This window comes from Blastococcus colisei (genome assembly GCF_006717095.1).
Taxonomy (GTDB): domain Bacteria; phylum Actinomycetota; class Actinomycetes; order Mycobacteriales; family Geodermatophilaceae; genus Blastococcus_B; species Blastococcus_B colisei.
On record NZ_VFQE01000001.1, the window covers coordinates 2872012 to 2896087 of the forward strand.

Below are 24076 nucleotides of genomic sequence, written 5' to 3' on the forward strand. Positions count from 1 at the left end.
ACTACGGCGCGTCAGCCACCGCCCCGCCCGGCACCGGCCACCTGGTCGAGGCGGTCGTCGATGTCGAAGTAGCGCGGCAGCGGGCGGCGGGCGTGCAGGCCGAGCAGCCGGGGCATCCGCTGCCCCCGCAGCGCGCAGGTGTCACGGACGGCGTCGTTGTAGAAGCGCCGGGCCAGGCCCACGCGCGTGGCGGTGCCCTCCAGGTCGGCCTGCAGTGCGGCCGGGACTCCGGGCAGATCGGGGGGCAGCTCCCGCAGCTCCCGGCCCAGGGCGTTCTCGGCCAGCTCCCGGTCGCCGTCGACGGGGATCCGCGCATCGACCGCGAAGGCGGCGAGGTACGGGGCCCGGTCCTGCCCCACGGCGGCCGGATGGTTGCGGGCCAGCTCCTCGGCCAGCCCCGCCCGCCGTTGCAACTGCGTGTCCAGGGCGATCCACGCCCGGGCCACCCGGTCCTCGAGCCGGCTCAGCCGGCTCAGCGTCCAGGCCACCCACGCGACCAGCAGCAGCGCGAGGACGCCGCCGAGCAGCAACCAGGCGTCGGGCGTCACGGGGCGCAGGCTAGCGGGGGGGCCGTGGGCTTGTCCGCACCTGCCCGCGGGCCGGTGGCACCCCGGGGAATTGGTCGTCGTCCGTCGCGGTCACGGCGCTGCCGCCCGGGAGCACCACCGTCTCGTAGACGGCCAGGATGCGGCGGGCGAGGATCTGCCAGTCGTAGGCGGCGGCCGCGGCCGGGCCCCGGGCGGAGAGCTCGGCCAGCCGCGGGGGGTCGGCGAGGAGGTCGCAGAGGGCACGGCCGAGCGCGGCCGCGTCGCCGCGTCGGACGAGCACGCCGGCCGCGCCGTCCTCGAGCACCCGGGTGAAGGCGTCGAGGTCGCTGGCCACGATGGGCGCCCCGGCGGCGAGCGCCTCGATGAGGATGACGCCGAACGACTCCCCGAGCAGGTTGGGCGCGCAGTAGACGTCCACCGATCGCAGGAGGGCGGCCTTGTCCGCCTCCGAGATCTCGCCGAGGAGGCCCACGTGCGGGCGCAGGTCCTCGCCGACCAGCCGGTCCAGCTCAGCGGCGTCCCCCCGGCCGGCGATCAGCAGCCGCGCCCCGGGATGGCGGCGGACGACGGTGCGCATGGCCTCGAGCAGCACCGGCAGGCCCTTGCGCGGCTCGTCGAACCGGCCGAGGAAGCCGATGGTCGGCCCGTCGACGCCCCGGGCGATGCCGGGCAGCGTCGGGCCGTGGGTGAACGCGTCGACGTGCACGCCGTTGGGGATGATCACCGCGTCGCCGCCGAGGTGCTCCACCTGGACGCGGCGGGCGAAGTCGGACACCGCGATGCGCCCGCTGATCCGTTCCAGCCAGGGCCGCACCATCGGCCCCATGGCGGCGAGCCACTTCGACCGCGTCGTCGCCGTGTGGAACGTCGCCACGATCGGGCCCTTGGCGATCATGCAGACCAGCAACGAGACCGACGGCGGGGCCGGCTCGTGCACGTGGACGACGTCGAAGTGCCCGTCGCGCAGCCACCGCCGCACCCGGGTGGCCGAGACCGGCCCGAACTGCAGGCTGGCCATCGACCCGTTGTACGGGACCGGCACCGTCCGGCCGGCGAAGGTCGCGTACGCCGGGAGGGAGTCCTCGTGCTCGGCGGGGGTCAGCACTTCCACGTGGTGCCCCAGACCGAGGAGGGTCTCGGCCAGGTCGCGGACGTGGAACTGCACCCCGCCGGGCACGTCCCACTGGTACGGGCACACCAGGCCGATGCGCATCAGAGGGCGGCCGGGGTCGGAGAAGGGCTCGCGCTCGACCCAGCGGGTGGATCCGGCGGCACGTCGGCCCAGATCCGCCCGAGCATGTGCCAGTCCTCGGGCCGGTCGGCGATCGAGGCGGCGAAGGCGTCCGCCACGGCCTGCATGGCGGTGGTGGCCCGGTCCTTGAGCCGGCCCGGTCCGGCGACCGGGACATCCGCGGAGAAGACCAGCCGCCAGCCGCCCTCGGTGAACTGGCACACCGTCGGGACCAGCGCGGCCCCCGTCTGAGCGGCCAGCAGCGCGGCACCGCCGGGCAGGGTCGCGGTGCGGCCGAAGAACTGCACCGGCACTCCCCCGCTGCCGAGGTTGCGGTCGACCAGCAGGCAGGTGGCCCCACCCTTCCCCAGCCACTCCCGGAGCACCTCGGTGCTGGGACGCGGCCCGCCGGTCAGCGGAACCACCCGGAAGCCCAACGACTCCCGGAAGGCCACGAAGCGCTCGTACAGCGACTCGGGCTCGAGCCGCTCGGCGACGGTCATGAACGGGCCGCCGAGCCAGTCGATGAACCACATCCCGGCGGCGTCCCAGTTGCCGCTGTGCGGCAACGCCATGATCACCGGGCGTCCGCCGGCGCGGGCCTTCTCGAGGTGCCCGAGACCGACGACCTCGGTGCCGGCGACGATCCGCTCGCTGCGCAGCGCCGGCAACCGGAACGCCTCTTGCCAGTAGCGCGCGTAGGAGCGGACGGCCCGGGTGGTGAGGTCGGTGAGCTCCGGCTCGCTCAGCCGGCCCCCCGTGACCGCGCGCAGGTTGGCCCGGAGCTGCCGGGTGCCCTTGCCGTCGCGGCCGGCAGCCCAGCGGCCTGCCCGGTCGAACGCGCCCCGGGCAGCCGGCTCGGGGAGCAGCCGGACGGCGTGCCAGCCGGCGGCGAAGCCGGCGTCGGTCAGCCGGGCGGTCGCCCGGTCGACGAAGCCCCGGCTCACGGCGCCGGTGGGGACGGCGGGACGGGCAGGGGCCGGCCGGCGGCGGCGCGGCGGACGGCGAGGAACCGCTGGCCGACCGTGACCGCACTGCCGACGAGGAGCACCCACAGTGCCGCGTGCACCGCGTAGGGGATGCCGAGCCCGGTGAAGCCGGCCCCGACCAGCACCAGGATCAGTCGCTCGGTGCGCTCGACGACCCCGACGTCGCAGGCCAGCCCGACCCCCTCGGCCCGCGCCTTGATGTAGGAGGTGAGGATCCCGAGCACCAGGCAGACGAGCGCCAGCAGGACCAGGAGCCGGTTGTCGCCGTCCCCGGAGTACCACCAGACCAGCGCCCCGAAGATCGCCGCGTCGGCCGCCCGGTCGCCGGTGGAGTCGAGGACCGCGCCCCAGACCGATCCGCCACCGCGGGCGCGGGCCAGCGCGCCGTCGAGCATGTCGAGCAGGACGAACACGGTGACGGCGAAGGAACCCCAGAAGAGCCACCCGTTCCCGATCAGGAAGACGGCGGACGCGACCGCGCCGACGGTGCCGGTGATCGTCACCATGTCCGGGGTGACCCCGGCCTTCGCCAGCCGCCCGACGACCGGCGCCCAGAAGCGGGCCACGGCCGGCCGGACGTTGCTGCCGAGCACCTCAGGTTCCTGCCGGGGTGGTGGGGTGGGCGGACGGCGAGGCGGTGGTGGGGTGGGCGGACGGCGAGGCGGTGGTGGGGTGGATGGACGACGGCACACGGACGGCGTGCCCGCTCCAGGCGGCAGCGAGGAGATCGCGCGTCTCCTTCAGCACCTGCGGGAGCACCCGGGTGAGCCCGATGACCGGCATGAAGTTGGTGTCGCCGCCCCAGCGGGGCACGGCGTGCTGGTGCAGGTGGTCGGCGATGCCGGCGCCGGCGACCGACCCCTGGTTCATCCCGATGTTGAAGCCGTGGGCCCCGCTCACCGTCCGCACCGTGCGCATCGCCGTCTGGGTGAAGGCGCCCAGTTCGGCGACCTCCTCGGAGGTCAGGTCGGTGTAGTCGGGCACGTGCCGGTACGGGACCAGCATCAGGTGCCCGGCGTTGTACGGGTAGAGGTTGAGGACGGCGAAGACCGTCGTCCCCCGGGCCACGATCAGGCCCTCCTCGTCGTCCATGGTCGGGATGACGCAGAACGGGCAGTCGTGCGGGCCGGTGGGTTTGCCCTCCCCCCGGATGTAGGCCATCCGGTAGGGCGTCCACAGATGCTCGAAGGCCGCGCCCGGACCGTCGTCGCTCATCCCGAGGACCCTGCTGACGGATCGAGGGCCGACGGATCGAGGTTGGAGCGGGAGGCGACCCACGCGGCGACCTGCTCCACCGCCTCGTCGACCGGGACACCGTTGCGCTGACTGCCGTCGCGGTAGCGGAACGAGACCGCGCCGGCCTCGGCGTCGGTGCCGCCGGCGATGAGCACGAACGGGATCTTCTGCTTGCTCGCGGTGCGGATCTTCTTCTGCATCCGGTCGTCGGAGTCGTCGATCTCGACCCGCAGGCCCCGGGCGCGCAACTTCAGCGCGACGTCGGTCAGGTAGGGCACCTGCTCGTCGGTGATCGGGATGCCGACCACCTGCACCGGGGCCAGCCAGGCCGGGAAGGCCCCGGCGTAGTGCTCGGTGAGGACGCCGAAGAACCGCTCGATCGAGCCGAACTTCGCCGAGTGGATCATGACCGGCTGCTGCCGGCCGCCGTCGGCCGACGTGTACTCCAGGCCGAAGCGCGCCGGCTGGTTGAAGTCGTACTGGATCGTCGACATCTGCCACGTGCGCCCGATCGCGTCACGGGCCTGGACGGAGATCTTCGGCCCGTAGAACGCCGCGCCGCCCGGGTCGGGCACCAGCTCGAGGCCGGAGTCCTTGGCCGCCTGCTCGAGGACGGCGGTGGCGACGGCCCACTCCTCGTCCGACCCGATGAACTTGTCCTTCTTGTCCGGGTCGTCGCTGCGGGTGGAGAGCTCCAGGTAGTAGTCGTCCAACCCGAAGTCGCGCAGCAGCCCCAGCACGAAGCCCATGAGGTGCCGGATCTCGCCCGGCGCCTGCTCGGCGGTGACGTAGCTGTGCGAGTCGTCCATGGTGAGGCCGCGCACCCGGGTGAGGCCGTGCACGACGCCGGACTTCTCGTACCGGTAGACCGAGCCGAACTCGAAGAACCGCAGCGGCAGCTCGCGGTAGGACCGCCCGCGCGACCGGAAGATCAGGTTGTGCATCGGGCAGTTCATGGCCTTGAGGTAGTACTTCGAGTTCTCCAGGTCCATGGCCGGGAACATGGTGTCCTCGTAGTACGGCAGGTGCCCGGAGGTCTCGAACAGCCCGCCCTTGCTGATGTGTGGCGACCCGACGTAGTCGAAGCCCTCCTCGATGTGCCGTGCGCGGACGTAGTCCTCCATCTCCCGCTTGACCACGCCGCCCTTCGGGTGGAACACGGCCAGGCCGGAGCCGATTTCGTCCGGGAAGCTGAAGAGGTCCAGCTCGGCGCCCAGCCGCCGGTGGTCGCGGCGCTCGGCCTCGGCCAGCTGCTCCAGATAGGCCTTGTGCGCGTCCTTGCTCTCCCACGCGGTGCCGTAGATGCGCTGCAGCTGCGGATTCTTCTCGCTGCCCCGCCAGTACGCGGCTGCCGACCGGGTGAGGCTGAACGCCGGGATGGTGCTGGTGCGCGGCAGGTGCGGGCCGCGGCACAGGTCTGTCCAGACCCGCTCACCGGTGCGCGCGTCGAGGTTGTCGTACATCGTCAGCTGCGCGCCGCCGACCTCGACGTCGGCGCCCTCGCCGGCACCACCCTTGAGGCCGATCAACTCGAGCTTGTAGGGCTCGTGGGCGAGTTCGGCCTGCGCGTCGGCGTCGCCGATCTCCCGGCGGGCGAAGTTCTGCCCGGCGCGGACGATCTCCTGCATCTTCTTCTCCAGCGCCGTGAGGTCCTCGGGGGTGAACGGCCGCTCGGGGTCGAAGTCGTAGTAGAAGCCGTTCTCGACCGGCGGGCCGATACCCAGCCGGGTGCCGGGGAACAGCTCCTGGACCGCCTGCGCGAGCACGTGGGCGGCCGAGTGGCGGATGACCGCGCGACCGTCGGCGCTGGCGGCCGGGACCGGCTCCACCTCGGTGTCGGCCTCCGGGGTCCAGGCGAGGTCCCTGAGGTCACCGCTGACGGCGTCGCGGACGACGACGGCGCCGTCGGGACCCTTCAGCGGGATTCCGGCGTCCTTGAGCGCCTGCATCGCCGTCGTCCCGGCCGGCACCCGGATCGGGGGTACGGCGGTCGGCGAGGGCGGGGTCGACACAGGAACTCCAGAGGGTCGGTGGAACGGGCCTCCCGAGCCTAGTGCGCGACGACCTGGAGGCCCGCCGCGACGCCGCCCCGACGAGCCAGCACCTCGGCGACCCGTGCATAGGTCTCCGGGTCGGCCGGCTGGACGGTCACCCGTTCCCCGCCGAACTCGATGGCCAGCGGCACCGCCTCCGCCGTCGTCACCGTGAATCGGCCGTCGTCGCCGCGGGTGAAGGCGAACCGCGCGGCCACCGAGTCCTCGGTCCGGTGGCCGCGGGTGGCGTGCTCGGCGATGTGGTTACCGAGCCCGTAGGCCACCCACTCCCCCGCGATCTGCTCGATCGGCTGGACGACGTGGGCGTGGTGGCCGAGCACGAGGTCGACATCCGGCGAGGCGAGCAGCGCCTGCACCGCTGCGACCTGCGCGTCGGTCGGGTCGTGCCGGTACTCCGCGCAGCAGTGCAGGCTGGCGACGACGACCTCGGCGCCCGCCGCACGGGCTCGGCCGGCCGCCGCCAGCATCCCGCCGACGTCGGGCACCGGTGCGACGTCGACCGACCACTCCCGCCGGGCCGGCAGCGGGACCCCGTTGAGGCTGAAGGTGCCGGCCACGAGGCCGACGGTGACCCCACCGGCGTCGACCAGCGTCGGGTCGAGGGACTCCGCCTCGCTGCGATACGTACCGGCGTGCGCGATCCCGGCGGCGTCGAGGATGTCCAGCGTGCGGACGAGGCCCTCCGTCCCGTCGTCGAGGGAGTGGTTCGACGCCGTGGAGCAGAGGTCGTACCCCGCGTCGGCCAGCGCGTCGACGATCTCGGGCTGGACGGCGAAGCTCGGGTAGCCGCGGTACGGGCCGCCGCGCGGGGCGACCGGTGTCTCCAGATGGCAGATGGCCAGGTCGGCGGCGCCGATCAGCGGGGCGACCGGCTCGAGGACGCCGGAGAAGTCGTAGGAGCCGTCGGGCTGCTCCGCGCCGGCCGTGAGCGCGCGGTCCTGGTGGATCAGCACGTCGCCGGTGGCCACGAGGGTGAAGCTCTCCGCCGGCGGCGGAGCCGTGGGAGGTGCGACGACCGGCTCCGGATCTTCCGTGCAGGAGGTCAGGAGCACGGCGACCCCGACGAGCCACGTCCGGCGGCATGCCACGACGAGGACGTTAGACGAGCAGGACGGCGTCCTCGATGCGCACCGCGCCGGGCGTGACGACCTCGGCATAGACCCCCAGGCAGTGCTTGGGAGTGCGGCTGAGGCGGAGGACGGCGTCGCCGATCCGCAGGTCGCGACCCACCCACGTGCGCTCGTCGCCGTCCAGCGCGAGCACGAGGTTGGCGCGCGGATCCTCGGCCGAGCAGCCCTCGGGCACCTCACCCTCCGCGGCCCGCTCGACGGCCGCCCGGGAGACGAGGTGGACCGGGGCCGCCCCCGGCTGCGGCGGGAGCCGCTGCAGGCGCACCGGCCGGCCGAGCGCGGCGGACAGGGACGCGGCATCGGCGCCCGCTGGAGACAGCGTGGCGAGCACGGGCTCGTCCTTGGCCCGGACCGGCCGGTCATCCGCGACCACGGTCCACGCCCGGTCACCGGACAGCCCGTCCGGGCCGATCTCGACGGTGGCCACGGCGGTGCCGGCCAGCGACTTCACCGGGTAGAGCCAGATCTCCTCGACCCGGCCCACCTGTCGTCCCGTCGTCATCTCCCGGACGGTACCGGCGTCGTCCGGTACGGATCCGTACTACGGAGCGAGCACCCGCTGCGACATCGCGTGACGGATCGCAGATCCGGCACCGCGTCCGGCTCCGCACCGTGTATCCGACGACGCCACACGCCCCTCCTCATCGCGACATTGCCCGTCGACACGGTCGGCGCGGCCGTCCATGGCAGAGAGGTTGGAGAACATGCACAGGACGACTGGCACCCGGGCGTTGCGCCGCCTGGTCCTCGGCGGCGCCTCGCTCGCGCTGGCGACCACCATGGTGGCCTGCGGATCGGACGACTCCGGTGGCGAGGAGACCCAGGCCGCGGAGAGCAGCGCGGCGGAGGCCGGAGGCGACCCCGCAGAGTTCTGCGAGGCGGCGGTCGACGCGGAGGGCGCGATCGCCATGGGCCCCCCCATCGACTTCGAGACCGCCACTCCCGAGGAGATCCAGGCGGCGCTCGAGGAGTTCGGGACCCAGGTCGAGCCGCAGCTCGCCGCTGTGGAGGAGACCGCCCCCGAGGAGATCAGCGACGCCGTCACCACGCTGACCGGCAACATCCGCGAGGTGCTCTCGACCGGCGACGACACGATCTTCGAGCAGCCGGAGTACACGGAGGCCGACGACGCCATCGACGAGTACATGCTCGCCGAGTGCGGCTACGAGCAGCTCGAGGCCACCGGGGTCAACTACGAGTACGAGGGCATCCCGGAGACGATCCAGTCCGGCGTCGTCGCCATCACCTTCACCAACGAGGGCGACGAGATGCACGAGATCGGTCTCGCCCGCATCAACGACGACGTGACGATGCCGGTCGAGGAACTGCTCACCCAGCCGGAGGAGCAGGTCATCTCCATGATCGAGCTCAAGGGCGTCGCCTTCGCTGCGCCGGGCGAGTCCGACACCACGTTCATGCGCCTGGAGGAGGGGCGGTACGGAGCGGCGTGCTTCATCCCGCAGGGGACCACGCATGAGCACGAAGGCGACGGCCCACCGCACTTCACCCTGGGCATGTTCGCGGAGTTCACCGCCGAGTGACGGGCTTCGCATCGCAGCCGGCGACACGACGCCAGTTCCTGGGGCTGACCGCCGCCGCCGGGCTCGCGCTGGTCAGCGGCTGCTCGGGCCGCGAGCCGTCGGCCGCAGGCCCTCCCACCACGGGGGGCCTGCGGCTGACGGCCGCACCGATGCGGGTCGACCTGGCCGGCCACGCGGTGCCCACCTGGGGCTACGGCACCGTCCCGGGTCCGGAGATCCGCCTCCGGGCCGGTGAGGTCCTGCGGGTGCAGCTGGAGAACGAGCTCACGGAGGACACCACCGTGCACTGGCACGGGCTGGCGCCGCCGAACGGGATGGACGGCGTCCCCGGGATCACCCAGGACCCGGTGGCGCCCGGCGAGGGCTTCACTTACGAGTTCGAGACGCCGATCCCCGGCTCGTTCATGTACCACGCGCACGTCGGCATGCAGCTGGACCGGGGCCTGTACGGGCCGCTGGTCGTGGAGCCGCGGACCGAGGAGCTCTCCTACGACCGCGAGTACACCCTGATGCTCGACGACTGGCGCGACGGCATGGACGACCACGCCGGCCACGCGGCGCCGGCCGGCGACACGGATCCGGACCCCGCCGACACCGTCTCCTTCGGCGGCCGGGCCTATCCCCTGCTGCTGGTCAACGGGCGCCCTCCGGAGGACCCCGCGGTGCTCGAGGCGCGGGCCGGCGACCGGGTGCGTCTGCGGGTCATGAACATCGCCGCCGACACCGGCTTCCGCTTCGCGATCGCCGGCCACCGGCTGACGGTCACGCACACCGACGGGATGCCGGTGGAGCCCACGACGGTCGACGCGCTGCGGCTGGGGATGGGCGAGCGCTACGACGTCCTGGTCGACGCCGCTGCACCCGGCGGGGTGTGGCAGATCGGCGTCCAGCCGGAGGGGCGGGGTGGATGGGGCCGGGCCCTGCTGCGCTACACGGGCAGCGACGCCTCCCGGGCCCCGGAGGTCGGGGAACGACCGGCCGAGCTGGCCGGGCAGCTGGCGGTCTACGACGACCTGCTGGCGCGGGAGCCGCTGGCACTGCCGAACGGGACGCCGGACCGCCGGTACGACCTCGTGCTGTCGGGCACGCAGATCGGGGGGCAGAGCTATCCCGACGCCGACCCGCTGCCCGTCGCCGAAGGCGAGTGGGTGCGGTTCACGATGCGCAACACCAGCGCCAAGTGGCACCCCATGCACCTGCACGGCCATCACTTCCAGGTGCTGACGGCGAGCGGACGGGGGCCGGTGAAGGACACCGTCGCCGTCCCCGCCCGCGGCGGTGAGGTGACGTTCGACTTCCTGGCGACCAACCCGGGGCGGTGGCTGTTCCACTGCCACAACCACCACCACATGGAGGACGGGATGGTCCGGCTGGTCGAGTACGGACGGCGGTGAGCACGGACGACGGAAGGCCCGGTCCGCGTCGCGGACCGGGCCCTCCGGCGAGTGGGCGATACTGGGTTCGAACCAGTGACCTCTTCGGTGTGAACGAAGCGCTCTACCACTGAGCCAATCGCCCTGCGCATCTCGGACACGGGCACTCGCGTGCACCGCGCCGACGATTGTGCCAGAACGTCACCGCCAGAGCGGCACCCACCCCGGCACCCAGTCGGGCACGCCCATCACGTGCAGGGCGACGACGAGGATGCCGTAGACGAACGCCGCCGTGGCCGCGGCGAGCAGCACCCGCACCCACACCGGCCGGGCGCTCACCCAGTCGGTCCAGTGCTTGACGTGCTTCTTGGTGAACTCCAGGAGCCGCTCGGCCCACAGGAATTCGCTGGCCAGGACGAAGAGGCCGGCGATCACCGTGAGCCAGCCCGGTCCCGGCAGCGGGATCGTCGCCAGGCCGAGCGCGACGATCAGCCCGCCGACGATGCCGACGCACAACCGATAGGCCTGGTCGACGGCCCGACGAACCGCCAGTCGACGCCGCCAGCGCGTCTCGGCCACCCGCTGACGCAGGCTGTGCGTGTCGTCGGCGTCGTACCGGGCGCGGCGCTCCGCCGACGTCTCCCGATGGTCGGCCGAGTCCGGGATCGGACGTACCGGCGCGGCCGCCGTCCTCTGTTCGCTCAGCTGGTCACCTGCCCGGTCGCCACGACCTCCGTCGGTGTCGACGGAGCCTCCCGACCGGGCTCGAGACTGATGGCGAAGCTGGTGAAGTCGTCGAGACCGGCCAGCCCGGAGCCTACGGTTTTCAGCTCGATCTGTGACCGCTCCACGTCGAAGGTTCCGAGCGGATTCGTCTCGTCGCCGTCGAGGCCCCACAGGACGTACGTCGTGGACGCGGTCTCGTTCTCGGACAGCCCGTAGCTCACCACCTGCACCTCCTCGCCCCGGGGCACCACCGTGGCGACCGGGCGACCGTCGGCCCCCAGAGACGTGACCGTCGTCCCGTCCGGACTCAGCAGCGCGGCCATGGCCTTGCTCTGCTCGGCGACCTGCGCCTGCAGGTCCCGCCGGTCGGAGTTGAGTGCCACGTTCCACAGCCCCAGACCGACCACTGCCGCCACGGCCGCGGCCACGAGGGTGATCGCCAACGGGCGCCGCCGGGCAGCCGGTACGCCCGGGGCAACCGGAACCAGCCGCGGGACCTCGGCCTGCCGTGGCGGGACGGGCGGCCGCTGCACCTGCTCGGTGGCCTGCACCGCGGCGGCCAACCGCACGCGCAGCGCCTCGGAGGGTTCGGCCTGGGGCAGGTCCGCGGCCATCGCCCCCATCACCTCCGTGGTCTCCGCAACGGTCTCCGCGCACCGGGCGCAGCCGGACAGATGCCGGGTGAACTCGGTCTCGTCCTCGGGCTCGAGCGCATGCAACGCCCAGCCCACGGCGAGCTCGTCGAAGCGCTCGTGGTCCGCGGTCATCGCGAGTCCTCCGTCGACGAGATGGTGTCCAGGGCACTGTTGCCGGCGGGTCCGCCGAGCTCCTGCTTGAGCCGGCGCATCCCGGCGAGCATCCGGGTCTTGACGGTGCCGAGCGGGGTGCCGGTGAGCGCGGCCACCTCCCGCTGGGTGTACCCGCCGTAGTAGGCGAGGGTCAGCGCCTCGCGCTGCGGCTGGGAGAGCAGGCCCATCGCCGTCCGCACCTGTTCGGCGACCACCCGGGACCAGGCGTCGTCCTCGACGTCGCGCGTCGCGGTGGGCGCGTCCAGCGCCATCTCGTCCTCCGCCTGCGCCTGTCGGCGGCGCTGGGATTCCTCGCGACGTACGGAGTCCACTGCCTTGTGGTGGACGACGGCCAGCAGCCACGAGGCCACGCTGCCCCGTCCCCGGTCGAACGCCGCCGGATCGCGCCACACGCTGAGGAAAACCTCCTGCAGCACGTCCTCGGCCAGGGCGTCGTCGCCCAGGATCCGGCGGGCCAGCGCGAACGCGGGCCGACGGAACCGTTCGTAGAGGTCGTCGATGGCGCTGCGGTCCCCCGCCCGGATCCGACGCATGACGTCGGCGTCCCCGGCGGTGTCCTCAGATCGCCGCGGCGGGGAGGTCACAGCTCCCATGATCACACGCATCGTTCGGGCGCTCCCGCCCCAACGGTTCACTCCCGGTGCGATGCGACGGTTCACCGGTGCCCCGCCCGGGCATGGCAGAGAGGGCCAGCAGCATCGACTCGTGGCGCCCGTGTGACGGGTGTGACGGATGTGAAGGAAGTGCAATGCGACGTCACTCCGAGAACCGACGGTCGTTGACCTGACATGCGCAGCGGTTGGACCCCCGGGTACTCGTCCCCCCTCACCCTCCAGCTGGTCGGTCCGCAGTCGTGGACCGAGGTACCGGCATTGCTCTGCTACGACGCGGCCGACCCGTTCGCCGTCCGCATCGCCTTCGGCGACGTCGGCGACGAGAACGGTGTCGTCGACCTCGACGAGGGCGGTATCGCCTGGCTGCTGAGCCGCGAGCTGCTCCAGGCCGGTCTCCAGGCCCCCACCGGCGACGGCGACGTCCGGCTGTGGCCGGCGTACGGGGCCACCGACGTGCTGTTCCTCCACCTGCGCGCCCCCTCGGGCGAGGCGCTGTTCGAGCTGTCGCGGGCGACCGTGGCCGCCTTCCTCCGGCACACCGAGGCACTGGTCCCCTCGGGTTCGGAGAGCGGGCTGCTCGACCTCGACGACGAGCTGCACGTGCTGCTCTCCAACGGTGGGGCGGACCCATCGGGCCGCTGACCAGCGGTTTCGGTCCCCGACCCCTCTCCGGGACGGCCGCTGGGACCCCCCTGCTTGGAGGGCTCGAGGGCGTCGGTTAGAGTTCTCCACGCAACGCGGACGTGGCTCAGCTGGTAGAGCATCACCTTGCCAAGGTGAGGGTCGCGGGTTCGAATCCCGTCGTCCGCTCGGAACCTCGGGCGCTGGTCGAGAGACTGGCGCCCGCGTGCGGTGGAGTGGCCGAGAGGCGAGGCAACGGCCTGCAAAGCCGTCTACACGGGTTCAAATCCCGTCTCCACCTCGTCTCCTCTGCGGAGCACGAGCGCGGAGGAGGGTCCGGTCGCGAGGCCGGAACGGGCGATTGGCGCAGCGGTAGCGCGCTTCCCTGACACGGAAGAGGTCACTGGTTCGATCCCAGTATCGCCCACCAGCTCAGCCCCAGGTCACCGACCTGGGGCTTTCGCTGTTCGTGGGGGCGGGAGCGCTCAGCGCCGCCAGTTCTGGTTCCGCCTCCAGTGCAGCGCGATCATGATCTGCAGCGCGGCGACCACGGCGAACATCCCGTGCACGACCGGGTTGACGTCCACGTACAGGAACAACAGGACCGTGATCCCCACCGGGACGACCACCAGCGCGGTCCAGGTGCCGACCTGCGCCCGGCACACCTCCGGGGCCGGAGCGGACCGGGTACCGGTCATCCCGTCACCGGGGGCACGTGGTCGGCCCAGAACCGGTCGACCTGCTCCTCGAGCTGCTCCCGGGTCCCGCTGTTGTCCAGGACGACGTCGGCGACCGCCTGACGCTCCTCGTCGGAGGCCTGGGCAGCCATCCGGGCCCGCGCATCCTCGGCCGTGAGGCCCCGCTGGACGAGCCGGGCCACGCGAACGGCCGGATCGGCCTCCACCACCAGGACCAGGTCGTAGGAGGGCGCCTGGCCGGTCTCCACCAACAGCGGCACGTCGTGCACGACGACGGCGTCCGGCGGGGCGGCCCCGGCGAGCTCGGTGGCGCGGGCACGGACCAGGGGATGCACGATCCCGTCGAGTCGCTTCCGAGCGTCCGCGTCGGTGAAGACGACCGCGGCCAGCGCGGTCCGGTCGAGGGCGCCGTCGGCGGCCAGCACATCGTCCCCGAACGCCTCCGCGACCGCCGCGAGTCCCGGGGTGCCCGGCTCGAGCACCTCGCGGGCGATCCGGTCGGCATCGACGATCACCGCGCCCCGGGCGGCCAGCAGAGCCGAGACCGTGCTCTTGCCGGACCCGATCCCGCCGGTCAGTCCGATGCGCGTCACGACCGGACAGTAGTTGGCCAGCCGGGGGCGCCTCGAACGCGCAAGGTCACGGCCGGATAACACCCGCACGTCCCGTCCGGCGCGTCGCACCAGTCACACGCGTCACGCGCATAACGTCCGCCTCGGCGATCTTCCCCCGCCGAGAGAGGCAGAACCCGACATGTCCCGTACCACCGCTGACGCATCCCCCTCGACGCGCGCCGCCCGCCGGCAGGGCGCCGGCCGTCACCGCCTGGGCTCGGCCGCCGGGGTCCGCTGCGACGACATCCCCGCCGTCCGCGAGCGCATGCAGTTCCAGCGTCCCGCCTCGCCGCGACGCAACACCTTCCTGCAGTGGCTCTTCCAGGCCCCGCCCGCCGGCCGCCACACCTGGACCTTCCTCGCCGGTTCCGGTGGTCGTCCGCGCACCGCCTTCGCGATCATCCTCAGCCTCTGAAGAACGCGAGAGGCCCCACGGACGACGTCCGTGGGGCCTGTTCGTGTGCCTGAGAAGGCGGTGAACCACGGAGGCCCAGAACCGGATCGGTTCTGGGCCTCCGTGGTTCAGAGCACTACTGCTCACTCACCGCCGGCGAGCTTGGCCCGCAGCGCGGCCAGGGCCTCGTCGCTGGCCAGCGTGCCGCCACCGGTGGCCGGGACGTCCGGGCCGGCGGCGTCGTCGCTGGAGTAGCTGCCGCCGGCAGCGGCCTCGGCGTCGGCCTCCTTCGCCGCGGCGATCTGCTTGCGGTGCGCCTCGAAGCGGGCCTGGGCCTCGGCGTACTGCCGCTCCCACTCCTCGCGCTGCGCGTCGAAGCCCTCGCGCCACTCGCCGGTGTCGGCGTCGAAGCCCTCAGGGTAGAGGTAGTTGCCCTCGGCGTCGTAGGACGCGGCCATGCCGTAGGCGGCCGGGTCGAACTGCTCCTCGTCGCCGACGACGCCCTCGTTGGCCTGCTTGAGCGACAGCGAGATGCGGCGGCGGTCCAGGTCGATGTCGATGACCTTGACCAGGATCTCGTCGCCGACCTGCACGACCTGCTCGGGGATCTCGACGTGGCGCTCGGCCAGCTCGGAGATGTGCACCAGGCCCTCGATGCCCTCGTCGACGCGCACGAACGCACCGAACGGAACGAGCTTGGTGACCTTGCCCGGGACGACCTGACCGATCTGGTGCGTGCGGGCGAACTGACGCCACGGGTCCTCCTGCGTCGCCTTCAGCGACAGGGAGACCCGCTCGCGGTCCAGGTCGACGTCGAGGACCTCGACGGTGACCTCCTGGCCGACCTCGACGACCTCGGACGGGTGGTCGATGTGCTTCCAGGACAGCTCGGAGACGTGCACCAGACCGTCGACGCCACCCAGGTCCACGAACGCACCGAAGTTGACGATCGAGGAGACGACGCCCGTACGGACCTGACCCTTGGCGAGCTTGTTGAGGAACTCGCTGCGGACCTCGGACTGCGTCTGCTCGAGCCACTGGCGGCGGGAGAGGACGACGTTGTTGCGGTTCTTGTCGAGCTCGATGATCTTCGCCTCGAGCTCGCGGCCCACGTAGGGCTGCAGGTCGCGGACGCGGCGCATCTCGACCAGCGAGGCGGGGAGGAACCCACGCAGGCCGATGTCCAGGATGAGGCCACCCTTGACGACCTCGATGACGGTGCCGGTGACGACCTCGTCGGCTTCCTTCTTGGCCTCGATCGTGCCCCAGGCGCGCTCGTACTGTGCGCGCTTCTTGGAGAGGATCAGCCGCCCTTCCTTGTCCTCCTTCTGGAGGACCAGGGCTTCCACCTCGTCGCCGACGCTGACGACCTCGTTGGGGTCGACGTCGTGCTTGATGGAGAGCTCGCGCGAGGGGATGACGCCCTCGGTCTTGTAGCCGATGTCCAGCAGCACCTCGTCCCGGTCGACCTTGACGATGACGCCTTCGACGATGTCGCCATCGTTGAAGTACTTGATCGTCTGGTCGATGGCCGCGAGGAAGTCCTCGGCGGAACCGATGTCGTTGACGGCGACCTGGGGGGTGCTGGAAGGACGGACCTGAGTGGAGGTCATGTGGTTGGTTGCTCCGGACGGTTTATGCGTAGGGACAGGACGACCCGCGGCCACGCGGCCGCGGGGGTGATCAGCGGGGAGAACCGGCGCAGGCCTTCCCTGTGGGGAAGAGCACGACAGACCTCTGGCGCATTCCCCATCGTACGGACGACGAGACCGCCGGGTCCACCTGGGTCGGCGGTCGATGAGCACTCCCCCGCGTGTCACGATCGGCGCGTCATGAGCGAGATCCCGTCGTCCCCGCCGCTGGGCAGCGACGGCTATCCGGCCGCCGGTGGCGTCGCCCGGCGGCCGGCCGGCGTCGAGGAGTCCGCCCGGGCGAACCGCCGCTGGTGGGACGCGGCGGCTCCGGCGTACCTGACCGAGCACGGCGCCGACCTCGGGGACGCCGACTTCCTGTGGTGCCCGGAAGGGCTGCGGGAGGCCGATGCGCACCTGCTGGGCGACGTCGCCGGCCGTCGGGTGCTGGAGATCGGCTGCGGTTCGGCGCCCTGTTCCCGCTGGATGCGCACCGCCGGCGCGGACGTCGTCGCCCTCGACCTGTCCGCCGGGATGCTGGCCCGCGCCGCACAGCTGAACCGCTCCACCGGTATCGACGTGCCCCTCGTGCAGGGGGAGGTCGGGGCGCTGCCCGTCGCCGACGGGGCCGTGGACGTCGTGTGCTCGGCGTTCGGCGGACTGCCCTTCGTGGCCGACGCCGAGGGCGCGCTCCGGGAGGTGGCCCGGGTGCTGCGGCCCGGGGGCCGGTTCGTCGCGTCGGTCAACCACCCGATGCGCTGGCCGTTCCCCGACTCCCCCGATCCCGAGGACCTCCGGGTGGTCTCCTCCTACTTCGACCGCATGCCCTACGTGGAGACCGACGGCGCCGGCCGCGCGGTGTACGTCGAGCACCACCGGACGGTCGGCGACTGGGTCCGCGCCGTCGTCGGCGCCGGCCTGCTCATCGAGGACCTGATCGAACCCGAGTGGACGCCCGGCCGGACGCAGAACTGGGGACAGTGGTCGCCCGAACGCGGCGCGCTCGTGCCCGGCACGCTGATCCTGGTCTGCTCCAGGCCCTGAGCCGAGTCCGACGTACCACCTCGCCCCGCCGCCGAAGAGCAGACTCCCGCCGTCGGCCGGCACGCCCGGGGCCGGCGACCTGGGGAAGGCGAGAACATGCCGCTGTTCATGGACGTCCGCTTCTGCCTGGTCGAGGCACCGGACGCCGAGGCTGCGGCCTCGAGCCACCGCATGGCGGCGCTACCCGTGCATGTCACCGGACCCCTCGGTACGCCGTCCCCGGCGGGGCGGTTCAGCCGCCTGCGACCGGCGGGGACCCGTGCCGCACCCAGACCTCGTGCGCGGCGGCCGACATCGCCGCGGCCAGTGGGACGAACAGGAGAGCACCGGCGATGCCCCAGAGCAGACCTCCGGCGGTCACGGCCACCAGCACCATCGCCGCGTTGAGCGGCAGCCGGTTCTTCATGACATAGGGCTCGATCACGTCGTTGCCCACCTGCTGCACGACGACGACCAGTGCGAGCACGAGGGCCGCCGTGCCGAGGCCGCCCGATCCGTAGGCGACGACGACCGCAAGTGCTCCGGCGACGAAGGCGCCGATCGTGGGGATGTAGGACGCCAGGAACTGCAGGGCGGCCAGGACGAGCGCCAGCGGGACGCCGAGCAGGAGCAGTCCGACGCCGATGCCGACCGCGTCGAACACCGCGACGATGGTCAGGCCGCGGACGTATCCCCCGACGGTCGTCCACGCGGCCCGCCCTGCGGCGTCGACGTCCTCGCGGACGCGACCGCCGAACTTGCCGAGCAGCCACGTCCACATGCCCGGGCCGCTGGTCAGGAAGAGGAAAGCGAGCGCGAAGGTCAGGAAGATGCCGATGAGCACCTCGGCGGCCGTCTGGGCCGGTCCGAGGAAATCGCCGGCGCTGGTACCGCCGCCGGACGAGCCGCCCTGCGAAGTGCCCGAGCCTCCGCCGGACGAGGAGCCGGCGCCCGGCAACTGGATGCCGAACCGTTGTGACAGGTCGGAGGCAACACTCTGGAACTGGTCGCGCAGCTGGGGTAGCTGATCGGCGATCCGCGCACCCAGTCCGACGGTGGCACCGACGAGAGCGGCCAGCAGCAGCAGGACGGCGCCACCCGCGGCGACCCAGCGCGGCACGCCCCTCCCGTGGGCCCACCCCACGAGCGGTGCGGCCACCCCGGCCAGCAGCAGCGCGACGGCCACGGTGACCAGCAGGAGGGTCAGCTTGACGGCGAGTCCCGCGAGCAGCCAGACCAGGACCGCCAGCAGGAGCAGCCGGCCCCCGATGGCCGCGGTGCGGACCAGCCACACGGGAGCCGGCTCGCGGCCTCGATCAGGCGCAGTTTCCGATGCCATCCGTCAGGTGTTGTCCCGGCGATCCGGATTGACACATCCACGGCGATGTCCCGACCACAGGCGACCGGCGTCAGTGGGCGGCGGCGTCCCAGCTGGCGCCGAAGCCGACCGACACCTCCAGGGCGACCGACAGCTCGGCAGCACCGGCCATCTCGCGGCGCACCAGGTCCTCGAGCTTCTCCCGCTCCCCCGCGGCGACCTCGAGCACGAGCTCGTCGTGCACCTGCAGCAGCATCCGGGAGTTCAGCCCCTCGGCGGCGATCGCCTTCTCCACGTTGAGCATGGCCACCTTGATGACGTCGGCGGCCGAGCCCTGGATCGGAGCGTTGAGCGCCATCCGCTCGGCCATCTCGCGCCGCTGTCGGTTGTCGCTGGTGAGGTCGGGCAGGTAGCGACGCCGGCCGAGCGTGGTCTCGGTGTACCCGGTCAGCCGGGCTTCCTCGACGACCGTGTCGAGGTAGTCGCGGATGCCGCCGAAGCGCTCGAAGTAGGCGTGCATCTGGCCACGCGCCTCCTCGGGCGTGATGCGCAACTGCTGGGAGAGGCCGTACGCCGACAGCCCGTAGGCCAGGCCGTAGCTCATCGCCTTGATCCGGCGGCGCATCTCCGGGTCGACGTCCTCGATCGGGATGTCGAACGCCCGCGAGGCGACGAAGGAGTGCAGGTCCTCCCCCGACGTGAACGCCTCGATGAGCCCCTCGTCGCCGGAGAGGTGGGCCATGATCCGCATCTCGATCTGGCTGTAGTCCGCCGTCATCAAGGACTCGTAGCCCTGACCGACGACGAAGGCCTGCCGGATCCGGCGGCCCTCGGCGGTGCGGATCGGGATGTTCTGCAGGTTCGGGTCGGTCGAGGAGAGCCGGCCGGTCGCCGCGATCGTCTGCTGGAACGTCGTGTGGATGCGGCCGGCGTCGTCGACCATCGGGATGAGCCCGTCGATGACGGTGCGCAGGCGGGTGACGTCGCGGTGCCGGAGCAGGTGCTCGAGGAACGGGTGCCCGGTCGAGGCCAGGAGCGAGGTCAGCGCCTCGGCGTCGGTCGTGTACCCGGTCTTGTTCTTCTTCGTCTTGGGCAGGCCGAGCTCGTCGAAGAGCACCGCCTGCAGCTGCTTGGGCGAGCCGAGGTTGACCTCCCGGCCGATGACGGCGTAGCACTCGGCCGCCGCGGCGGCGACACCGTCGGCGAACTCCTTCTGCAGCTCGTGCAGGAAGTCCAGGTCGGCGGCGATGCCGCGGTACTCCATCGCCCCGAGAACCCGCGTCAGCGGCAGCTCGATGCCGCCGAGGAGGTGGTCCCCGCCACGCTGGCCCAGCACCGTCTCCAGGGCGTCGGAGAGGTCGTTGACGGCGACGGCCTTGAGGACGTCGGCGTGCGCGGCCTCGCGGGCGACGTCGTCCTCGCTCGGGCCGAGACCGTCGAGGGTGAGCTGGCCCTCGGGCTCGGCGGCGTCCTTGAGCTCGCGCCGCAGGTAGCGGACGGCGAGGTCGCCGAGGTCGAAGGACCGCTGGCCGGGCAGCGCCAGGTAGGCGGCCAGCGCGGTGTCGCTGATGAGCCCGTCGAGCTCCCAGCCACGGGCCCAGATCGCCAGCAGCGGGCCCTTGACCTCGTGCACGGCCTTGAGGGCGGACGGGTCGGCCAGCCACGCGGCCAGCGCCTGCTCGTCGGCGGCGTCGAGGTCGGGGCCGACGTCGACGAACGTGGCGTGGTCGTTGCCCGCGGCGAGCGCCAGGCCGGTCAGCTCCCCGGCCCCCCGGCCCCAGGTGCCGCGGAAGATGACACCGGTCCGGCCGCTGCGCGCGTTGGCGTCGAGCCACTCCCCCAGCCCACCGGCGGGGACCTCGTCCTCGACGACGTCGAAGCCGCCCTCCACCTCGGGCTCCGCGCTGGTGAGCGTGGCGAAGAGCCGGTCGCGCAGCACCCGGAACTGCAGGTTGTCGAAGAGGGTGTGCACCTCGTTGCGGTCCCACGGCTGGACGGCCAGGTCGGCGGGGCCGAGGTCGAGCGGGACGGCGCGGTCGAGCTCGGTGAGCCGGCGGTTCTGCAGCACCGACGACAGGTGCTCGCGCAGCTTCTCGCCGACCTTGCCCTTGACCGTGTCCACCTGGTCGACCAGAGCGCCGAGCGAGCCGTACTCCCGCACCCACTTGGCCGCCGTCTTCTCCCCCACGCTGGGGATGCTCGGCAGATTGTCGCTCGGGTCGCCGCGCAGCGCCGCGAAGTCGGGGTACTGGGCCGGACTGAGGCCGTACTTCGTCTCGACCTCGTCCGGCGTGAAGCGCGTCATGTCCGAGACGCCCTTGCGGGGGTAGAGGACGGTGACGTGCTCGTTGACCAGCTGGAGGGCGTCGCGGTCGCCGGTCGCGATGAGCACGTCCATGCCCCGCTCGACGGCCTGGACCGTCAGCGTGGCGATGACGTCGTCGGCCTCGTAGCCCTCAGCGGTGATCACCGGGACGTGCAGCGCGGCGAGGACCTCCTGCACGAGGCTCACCTGGCCCCGGAAGTCGGTCGGGCTCTCGGACCTGTTGGCCTTGTACTCGGCGAAGATCTCGCTGCGGAACGTCTTGCGGCCCACGTCGAAGGCGACGGCGAGGTGCGTCGGCTTCTCGTCGCGCAGGATGTTGATCAGCATGGACGTGAAGCCGTAGACGGCGTTGGTCGGCTGGCCCGTGGTCGTGGAGAAGTTCTCGACCGGCAGCGCGAAGAAGGCGCGGTAGGCCAGCGAGTGACCGTCGAGGAGCAGCAACCGCGGCCTGTCCCCCGGGGCGGAGGAGGCGGCGGACGAGGCGAGGGTGGAGCTGGGCGCGGACATCGGGTCCGATCCTAGTAAGAGGACCCCCCTGCCCCCCCGGCCCTCGCAGGCTCGGGTCGGGTCCCTGCAGCGGGGCCAGACGTCGATACCGTGCCCGCGTGACCACCCCGCCGCCCGACTGGGTGCCGACCGACCGCTGCAGCCCGCTCGACGACAAGCTGGGCATCCAGATCATCGACTTCGACCCGGACCGGCTCGTCGCGACGATGCCGGTGAAGGGCAACGAGCAGCCGTTCGGTCTGCTCCACGGTGGTGCCACGTGCTCGCTCGTGGAGACGATCGGCTCGTGGGCGGCGACGCTCGGGGCGGGTCCCGACCGCAAGCCGGTCGGCATCGAGTTGAACGCGACCTACGTGAGAGCGGCGACGTCCGGCGTCGTCACGGCGGTCTGCACGCCCGTGCGCCGCGGGCGGACCCTCGCGACCTTCCTCATCGAGGTCACCGACGAGGCGGGCAGCACCACCGCCAGCGCACGGCTGACCTGCATGCTCGTTCCCGCCTGAGCGGGCTCAGGCGGACAGGCTCCGGGTGACCGGACGCCGGCGTGCCGCCGACGTGCGACGCGGACCCGGCACCGGATAGCCGCCACGCTGCCAGGACGTGAGGGAGCGGGTCAGCGACTCCACGGTGACGATCCGCCGGGTGGTCAGCGGCGCGAAGCCCATGCGGGCGAGGAACCGCTGCCGCTCGGCCTCGTGCCCGCCGGCGGCGGCGACCACGTGCGCCGCACCGTTCTCCTGCGCGTACGCCGTGGCCGCGGCGAGGAGGACGGCACCGGTCCCGCGACGGCGGTGGTCACGGTGGACGACGAACGTGTCCACGGTGACCTGCGGACTGCCCAGCACGAGGGACAGCGGGTCGACACCCACGACGGCGAGGCCGACGGCGGCCACCTCCCCGGTCGCTGCCCCGTCGGCCGCGTAGGGGCCGGGGAGGACGGCCAGGACGACCCGGTGCCCCGGATCCTCGAGCAGGCGGCGGAACCCGGAGGCGGCGGCGTTCACCAACGTGTGGCCGGTGAGCACGTCCTCGGCGTGCGCGTCGGCGCGGTGTTGGCGGACCAGCGCGAGCACGGCGGGCAGATCGGCAGGACGCGCTGTCCGCGCCACCACACGGGACCGCGAACCGGTTCGTGCCACACGAGCCTCCCCTGGCAGGTGCCCGAAGATTGCACCGTTGAGCAGCTTTCATCACGGCGGCGCGCCGGACGACCACGCTCGGTCACTGTCGCGGCGTGTCGCGGAAAGGTCACAGGTCAGCACGAAGGGACGGCTCCACGTCCCGTCTGGGTTACGGTCCCTCCGCATATCCATCCGCCAGGAGGTCGAGTGACGCACGCACCGGACCTTGCCAGCCGGCACGGTCGACGGAAAAGGCCCGCTACCGCGGCCCCCGCCGACCGGCCGGCCAGTCCGCCGTCCCACCGCTGGACCTTCCTGCGGCTGGTGCTGGTGGCTGTCTTCACCGCCGGCCTCGCCGCCTTCACGCCGGGCGTGGCCCATGCCGAGGTCGAGGGCGAGGGGGTCTCGGGAACGCTCCGGACGAGCGTCAGCGGTCCGATCGAGGGCGTCGAGATCCTCGTCGAGAGCGCCGACGGCGAGCGGATCGACGAGGTGCAGACCGATGAGGACGGCCGGTGGGCGGTGGACGTCCCGGGCCCCGGCGAGTACGTGGTCACCGTCGACCCCGACGACCTGCCGGAGGGCGTGACCCTCAACGGGGCCGAGAGCCGCACCGTCACCGTCGATCCCGGGCGGAACCAGGGCGTGCTGATCGGGCTGAACGACGGCAGCCGCAACTCGGGTGGTGGGACCGTCCAGTGGATCCAGCTGCTGGTCGACGGCCTCCGGTTCGGCCTGCTCATCGCCATGGCGGCGGTCGGCCTGTCGCTCATCTTCGGGACCACCGGGCTGGTGAATTTCGCCCACGGTGAGCTGGTCACCGTCGGTGCGATCGCGGCGTGGTTCATCAATGTCGAGGGCGGCGTGCCGTTCATCCCCGCCGCGCTGATGGCCCTCGTCATCGGCGCCGGCGTCGGTGCGCTGAACGAGTTGGGGCTCTGGCGACCGCTGCGCCGCCGCGGGACCGGGCTCATCGCGGCCCTGGTGGTCTCCATCGGCCTGTCGCTGCTGCTGCGCTACCTGTACCAGGTCATCTACGGCGGCCGCTCCAACGCCTTCGCGGCCTACCGGGGCCAGCGCGCCGTCGACTACGGCCCGTTCACGATGACGAACAAGGACCTCGCCTCGCTGGTCATCGCACTCGTGGTCCTGGTGCTGGTGGCCCTGATGCTGCAGCGCACGAAGATCGGCAAGGCGATGCGCGCGGTCTCGGACAACCGCGACCTGGCGGCATCCTCGGGCATCGACGTCAACCGGGTGATCCTGTTCGTCTGGATGATGGGTGGCGCGCTCGCCGCTCTCGGCGGTGTCCTGCTCGGCCTCTCCGACGAGGTCCAGTGGGACATGGGTTTCCGGCTGCTGCTGCTCATGTTCGCCGGCGTGACGCTGGGTGGCCTCGGCACGGCCTACGGCGCGCTCCTGGGCAGCATCGTGGTCGGCGTCTTCGTCCAGATGTCCACGCTCGTCATACCGAGCGACATGAAGTACGTCGGAGGGCTGCTGCTCTTGATCGTCATCCTCATCATCCGCCCCCAGGGCATCCTGGGCAGCCGGGCTCGGGTGGGCTGACGC

At 72.3% G+C, this 24076-nt stretch carries 24 protein-coding genes and 4 tRNA genes; 10 read left to right on the top strand and 18 right to left on the bottom strand.

The window, feature by feature from the left end; translation table 11 throughout:
• Positions 1–11: 11 nt before the first annotated feature.
• Genes FHU33_RS13640 through FHU33_RS13675 form a run of 8 tightly spaced genes read right to left on the bottom strand, consistent with a single transcriptional unit; the run spans position 12 to position 7690 of the window.
• On the bottom strand, positions 12–548 hold the full coding sequence (locus FHU33_RS13640) for a LemA family protein (protein WP_142025830.1): 537 nt from the start codon (positions 546–548) through the stop codon (positions 12–14).
• A 10-nt stretch (positions 549–558) separates the two neighbouring features.
• Positions 559–1761, bottom strand: coding sequence for a glycosyltransferase family 4 protein (locus tag FHU33_RS13645; protein WP_142025831.1), 1203 nt, complete (start codon positions 1759–1761; stop codon positions 559–561).
• Positions 1761–2726, bottom strand: a complete 966-nt coding sequence (locus FHU33_RS13650) for a phosphatidylinositol mannoside acyltransferase (protein WP_142025832.1) — start codon at positions 2724–2726, stop codon at positions 1761–1763. Before FHU33_RS13650 ends, FHU33_RS13645 begins: the two co-directional genes overlap by 1 nt.
• A complete protein-coding gene (gene pgsA, locus FHU33_RS13655; RefSeq protein WP_142025833.1) occupies positions 2723–3361 on the bottom strand; it encodes a phosphatidylinositol phosphate synthase in 639 nt (212 codons plus the stop codon). The genes FHU33_RS13650 and pgsA overlap by 4 nt, the downstream gene beginning before the upstream one ends.
• A 1-nt stretch (position 3362) precedes the next feature.
• Positions 3363–3983, bottom strand: a complete 621-nt coding sequence (locus FHU33_RS13660) for an HIT family protein (RefSeq protein WP_246063603.1) — start codon at positions 3981–3983, stop codon at positions 3363–3365.
• Entirely contained in the window at positions 3980–6016 is a 2037-nt protein-coding gene (gene thrS / locus FHU33_RS13665) for a threonine--tRNA ligase (protein WP_246063605.1), read from the bottom strand. Before thrS ends, FHU33_RS13660 begins: the two co-directional genes overlap by 4 nt.
• 38 nt (positions 6017–6054) lie before the next feature.
• A complete protein-coding gene (locus tag FHU33_RS13670) occupies positions 6055–7146 on the bottom strand; it encodes a CapA family protein (RefSeq protein WP_246063606.1) in 1092 nt (363 codons plus the stop codon).
• A 10-nt stretch (positions 7147–7156) separates the two neighbouring features.
• Entirely contained in the window at positions 7157–7690 is a 534-nt protein-coding gene (locus FHU33_RS13675; protein WP_142025835.1) for an MOSC N-terminal beta barrel domain-containing protein, read from the bottom strand.
• 202 nt (positions 7691–7892) lie between these two features.
• On the opposite strand from FHU33_RS13675, the gene FHU33_RS13680 reads away from it, so the two are divergent.
• Together FHU33_RS13680 and FHU33_RS13685 are read left to right on the top strand one after the other, a co-directional pair.
• The gene (locus tag FHU33_RS13680) at positions 7893–8729 is read left to right on the top strand and encodes a hypothetical protein (protein ID WP_142025836.1); all 837 of its coding nucleotides are present in this window, start codon (positions 7893–7895) and stop codon (positions 8727–8729) included.
• On the top strand, positions 8726–10123 hold the full coding sequence (locus FHU33_RS13685) for a multicopper oxidase family protein (RefSeq protein ID WP_142025837.1): 1398 nt from the start codon (positions 8726–8728) through the stop codon (positions 10121–10123). Before FHU33_RS13680 ends, FHU33_RS13685 begins: the two co-directional genes overlap by 4 nt.
• A gap of 52 nt (positions 10124–10175) precedes the next feature.
• Here FHU33_RS13685 and FHU33_RS13690 read toward each other — a convergent pair.
• From FHU33_RS13690 to FHU33_RS13705, 4 genes are all read right to left on the bottom strand, one after another.
• Positions 10176–10247: transfer RNA gene (locus tag FHU33_RS13690), tRNA-Val, on the bottom strand.
• A gap of 56 nt (positions 10248–10303) precedes the next feature.
• A complete protein-coding gene (locus FHU33_RS13695; protein ID WP_142025838.1) occupies positions 10304–10681 on the bottom strand; it encodes a PGPGW domain-containing protein in 378 nt (125 codons plus the stop codon).
• A gap of 122 nt (positions 10682–10803) precedes the next feature.
• Positions 10804–11595: an anti-sigma factor gene (locus FHU33_RS13700; protein ID WP_142025839.1), complete on the bottom strand. Its 792-nt coding sequence runs from the start codon at positions 11593–11595 to the stop codon at positions 10804–10806.
• Complete coding sequence (locus FHU33_RS13705) at positions 11592–12221, bottom strand: sigma-70 family RNA polymerase sigma factor (RefSeq protein ID WP_170182448.1); 630 nt, start codon at positions 12219–12221, stop codon at positions 11592–11594. The genes FHU33_RS13700 and FHU33_RS13705 overlap by 4 nt, the downstream gene beginning before the upstream one ends.
• 204 nt (positions 12222–12425) lie before the next feature.
• On the opposite strand from FHU33_RS13705, the gene FHU33_RS13710 reads away from it, so the two are divergent.
• The 4 genes from FHU33_RS13710 to FHU33_RS13725 all read left to right on the top strand — a co-directional run bounded on the left by FHU33_RS13710 (position 12426) and on the right by FHU33_RS13725 (position 13302).
• Complete coding sequence (locus FHU33_RS13710) at positions 12426–12893, top strand: SsgA family sporulation/cell division regulator (protein ID WP_142025841.1); 468 nt, start codon at positions 12426–12428, stop codon at positions 12891–12893.
• A 95-nt stretch (positions 12894–12988) separates the two neighbouring features.
• A tRNA-Gly gene (locus tag FHU33_RS13715) sits at positions 12989–13061 on the top strand.
• 41 nt (positions 13062–13102) lie between these two features.
• Positions 13103–13173: transfer RNA gene (locus FHU33_RS13720), tRNA-Cys, on the top strand.
• A 54-nt stretch (positions 13174–13227) separates the two neighbouring features.
• Positions 13228–13302, top strand: a tRNA-Val gene (locus FHU33_RS13725).
• Positions 13303–13357: 55 nt separating this feature from the next.
• Here the strand turns inward: FHU33_RS13725 and FHU33_RS13730 are convergent.
• A complete protein-coding gene (locus FHU33_RS13730) occupies positions 13358–13570 on the bottom strand; it encodes a hypothetical protein (protein WP_142025842.1) in 213 nt (70 codons plus the stop codon).
• Positions 13567–14163, bottom strand: coding sequence for a dephospho-CoA kinase (gene coaE / locus FHU33_RS13735; protein WP_142025843.1), 597 nt, complete (start codon positions 14161–14163; stop codon positions 13567–13569). Before coaE ends, FHU33_RS13730 begins: the two co-directional genes overlap by 4 nt.
• A gap of 160 nt (positions 14164–14323) precedes the next feature.
• On the opposite strand from coaE, the gene FHU33_RS13740 reads away from it, so the two are divergent.
• Positions 14324–14599 (top strand): hypothetical protein, encoded by a 276-nt coding sequence (locus FHU33_RS13740; RefSeq protein ID WP_142025844.1) that lies wholly within the window; start codon positions 14324–14326, stop codon positions 14597–14599.
• Positions 14600–14721: 122 nt separating this feature from the next.
• On the opposite strand, the gene rpsA is transcribed toward FHU33_RS13740, so the two are convergent.
• Positions 14722–16191 carry a 30S ribosomal protein S1 gene (gene rpsA / locus FHU33_RS13745; RefSeq protein ID WP_142025845.1) on the bottom strand — a complete coding sequence of 490 codons (1470 nt, stop codon included), beginning with the start codon at positions 16189–16191 and terminating at the stop codon, positions 14722–14724.
• Positions 16192–16410: 219 nt separating this feature from the next.
• On the opposite strand from rpsA, the gene FHU33_RS13750 reads away from it, so the two are divergent.
• Positions 16411–17253 (top strand): class I SAM-dependent methyltransferase, encoded by an 843-nt coding sequence (locus tag FHU33_RS13750; RefSeq protein WP_142025846.1) that lies wholly within the window; start codon positions 16411–16413, stop codon positions 17251–17253.
• Between the two features lie 232 nt (positions 17254–17485).
• Here the strand turns inward: FHU33_RS13750 and FHU33_RS13755 are convergent, their stop codons facing one another.
• Both FHU33_RS13755 and polA read right to left on the bottom strand, forming a co-directional pair.
• Positions 17486–18526 (bottom strand): AI-2E family transporter, encoded by a 1041-nt coding sequence (locus FHU33_RS13755; RefSeq protein ID WP_170182449.1) that lies wholly within the window; start codon positions 18524–18526, stop codon positions 17486–17488.
• 115 nt (positions 18527–18641) lie between these two features.
• On the bottom strand, positions 18642–21383 hold the full coding sequence (polA, locus tag FHU33_RS13760) for a DNA polymerase I (RefSeq protein ID WP_142025848.1): 2742 nt from the start codon (positions 21381–21383) through the stop codon (positions 18642–18644).
• Positions 21384–21481: 98 nt separating this feature from the next.
• On the opposite strand from polA, the gene FHU33_RS13765 reads away from it, so the two are divergent.
• Positions 21482–21886, top strand: coding sequence for a PaaI family thioesterase (locus tag FHU33_RS13765; RefSeq protein ID WP_142025849.1), 405 nt, complete (start codon positions 21482–21484; stop codon positions 21884–21886).
• 6 nt (positions 21887–21892) lie between these two features.
• Here FHU33_RS13765 and FHU33_RS13770 read toward each other — a convergent pair whose 3' ends face one another.
• Complete coding sequence (locus tag FHU33_RS13770; protein WP_170182450.1) at positions 21893–22492, bottom strand: GNAT family N-acetyltransferase; 600 nt, start codon at positions 22490–22492, stop codon at positions 21893–21895.
• A 219-nt stretch (positions 22493–22711) separates the two neighbouring features.
• On the opposite strand from FHU33_RS13770, the gene FHU33_RS13775 reads away from it, so the two are divergent.
• Positions 22712–24073 carry a branched-chain amino acid ABC transporter permease gene (locus FHU33_RS13775; RefSeq protein ID WP_246063608.1) on the top strand — a complete coding sequence of 454 codons (1362 nt, stop codon included), beginning with the start codon at positions 22712–22714 and terminating at the stop codon, positions 24071–24073.
• Positions 24074–24076 lie beyond the last annotated feature (3 nt).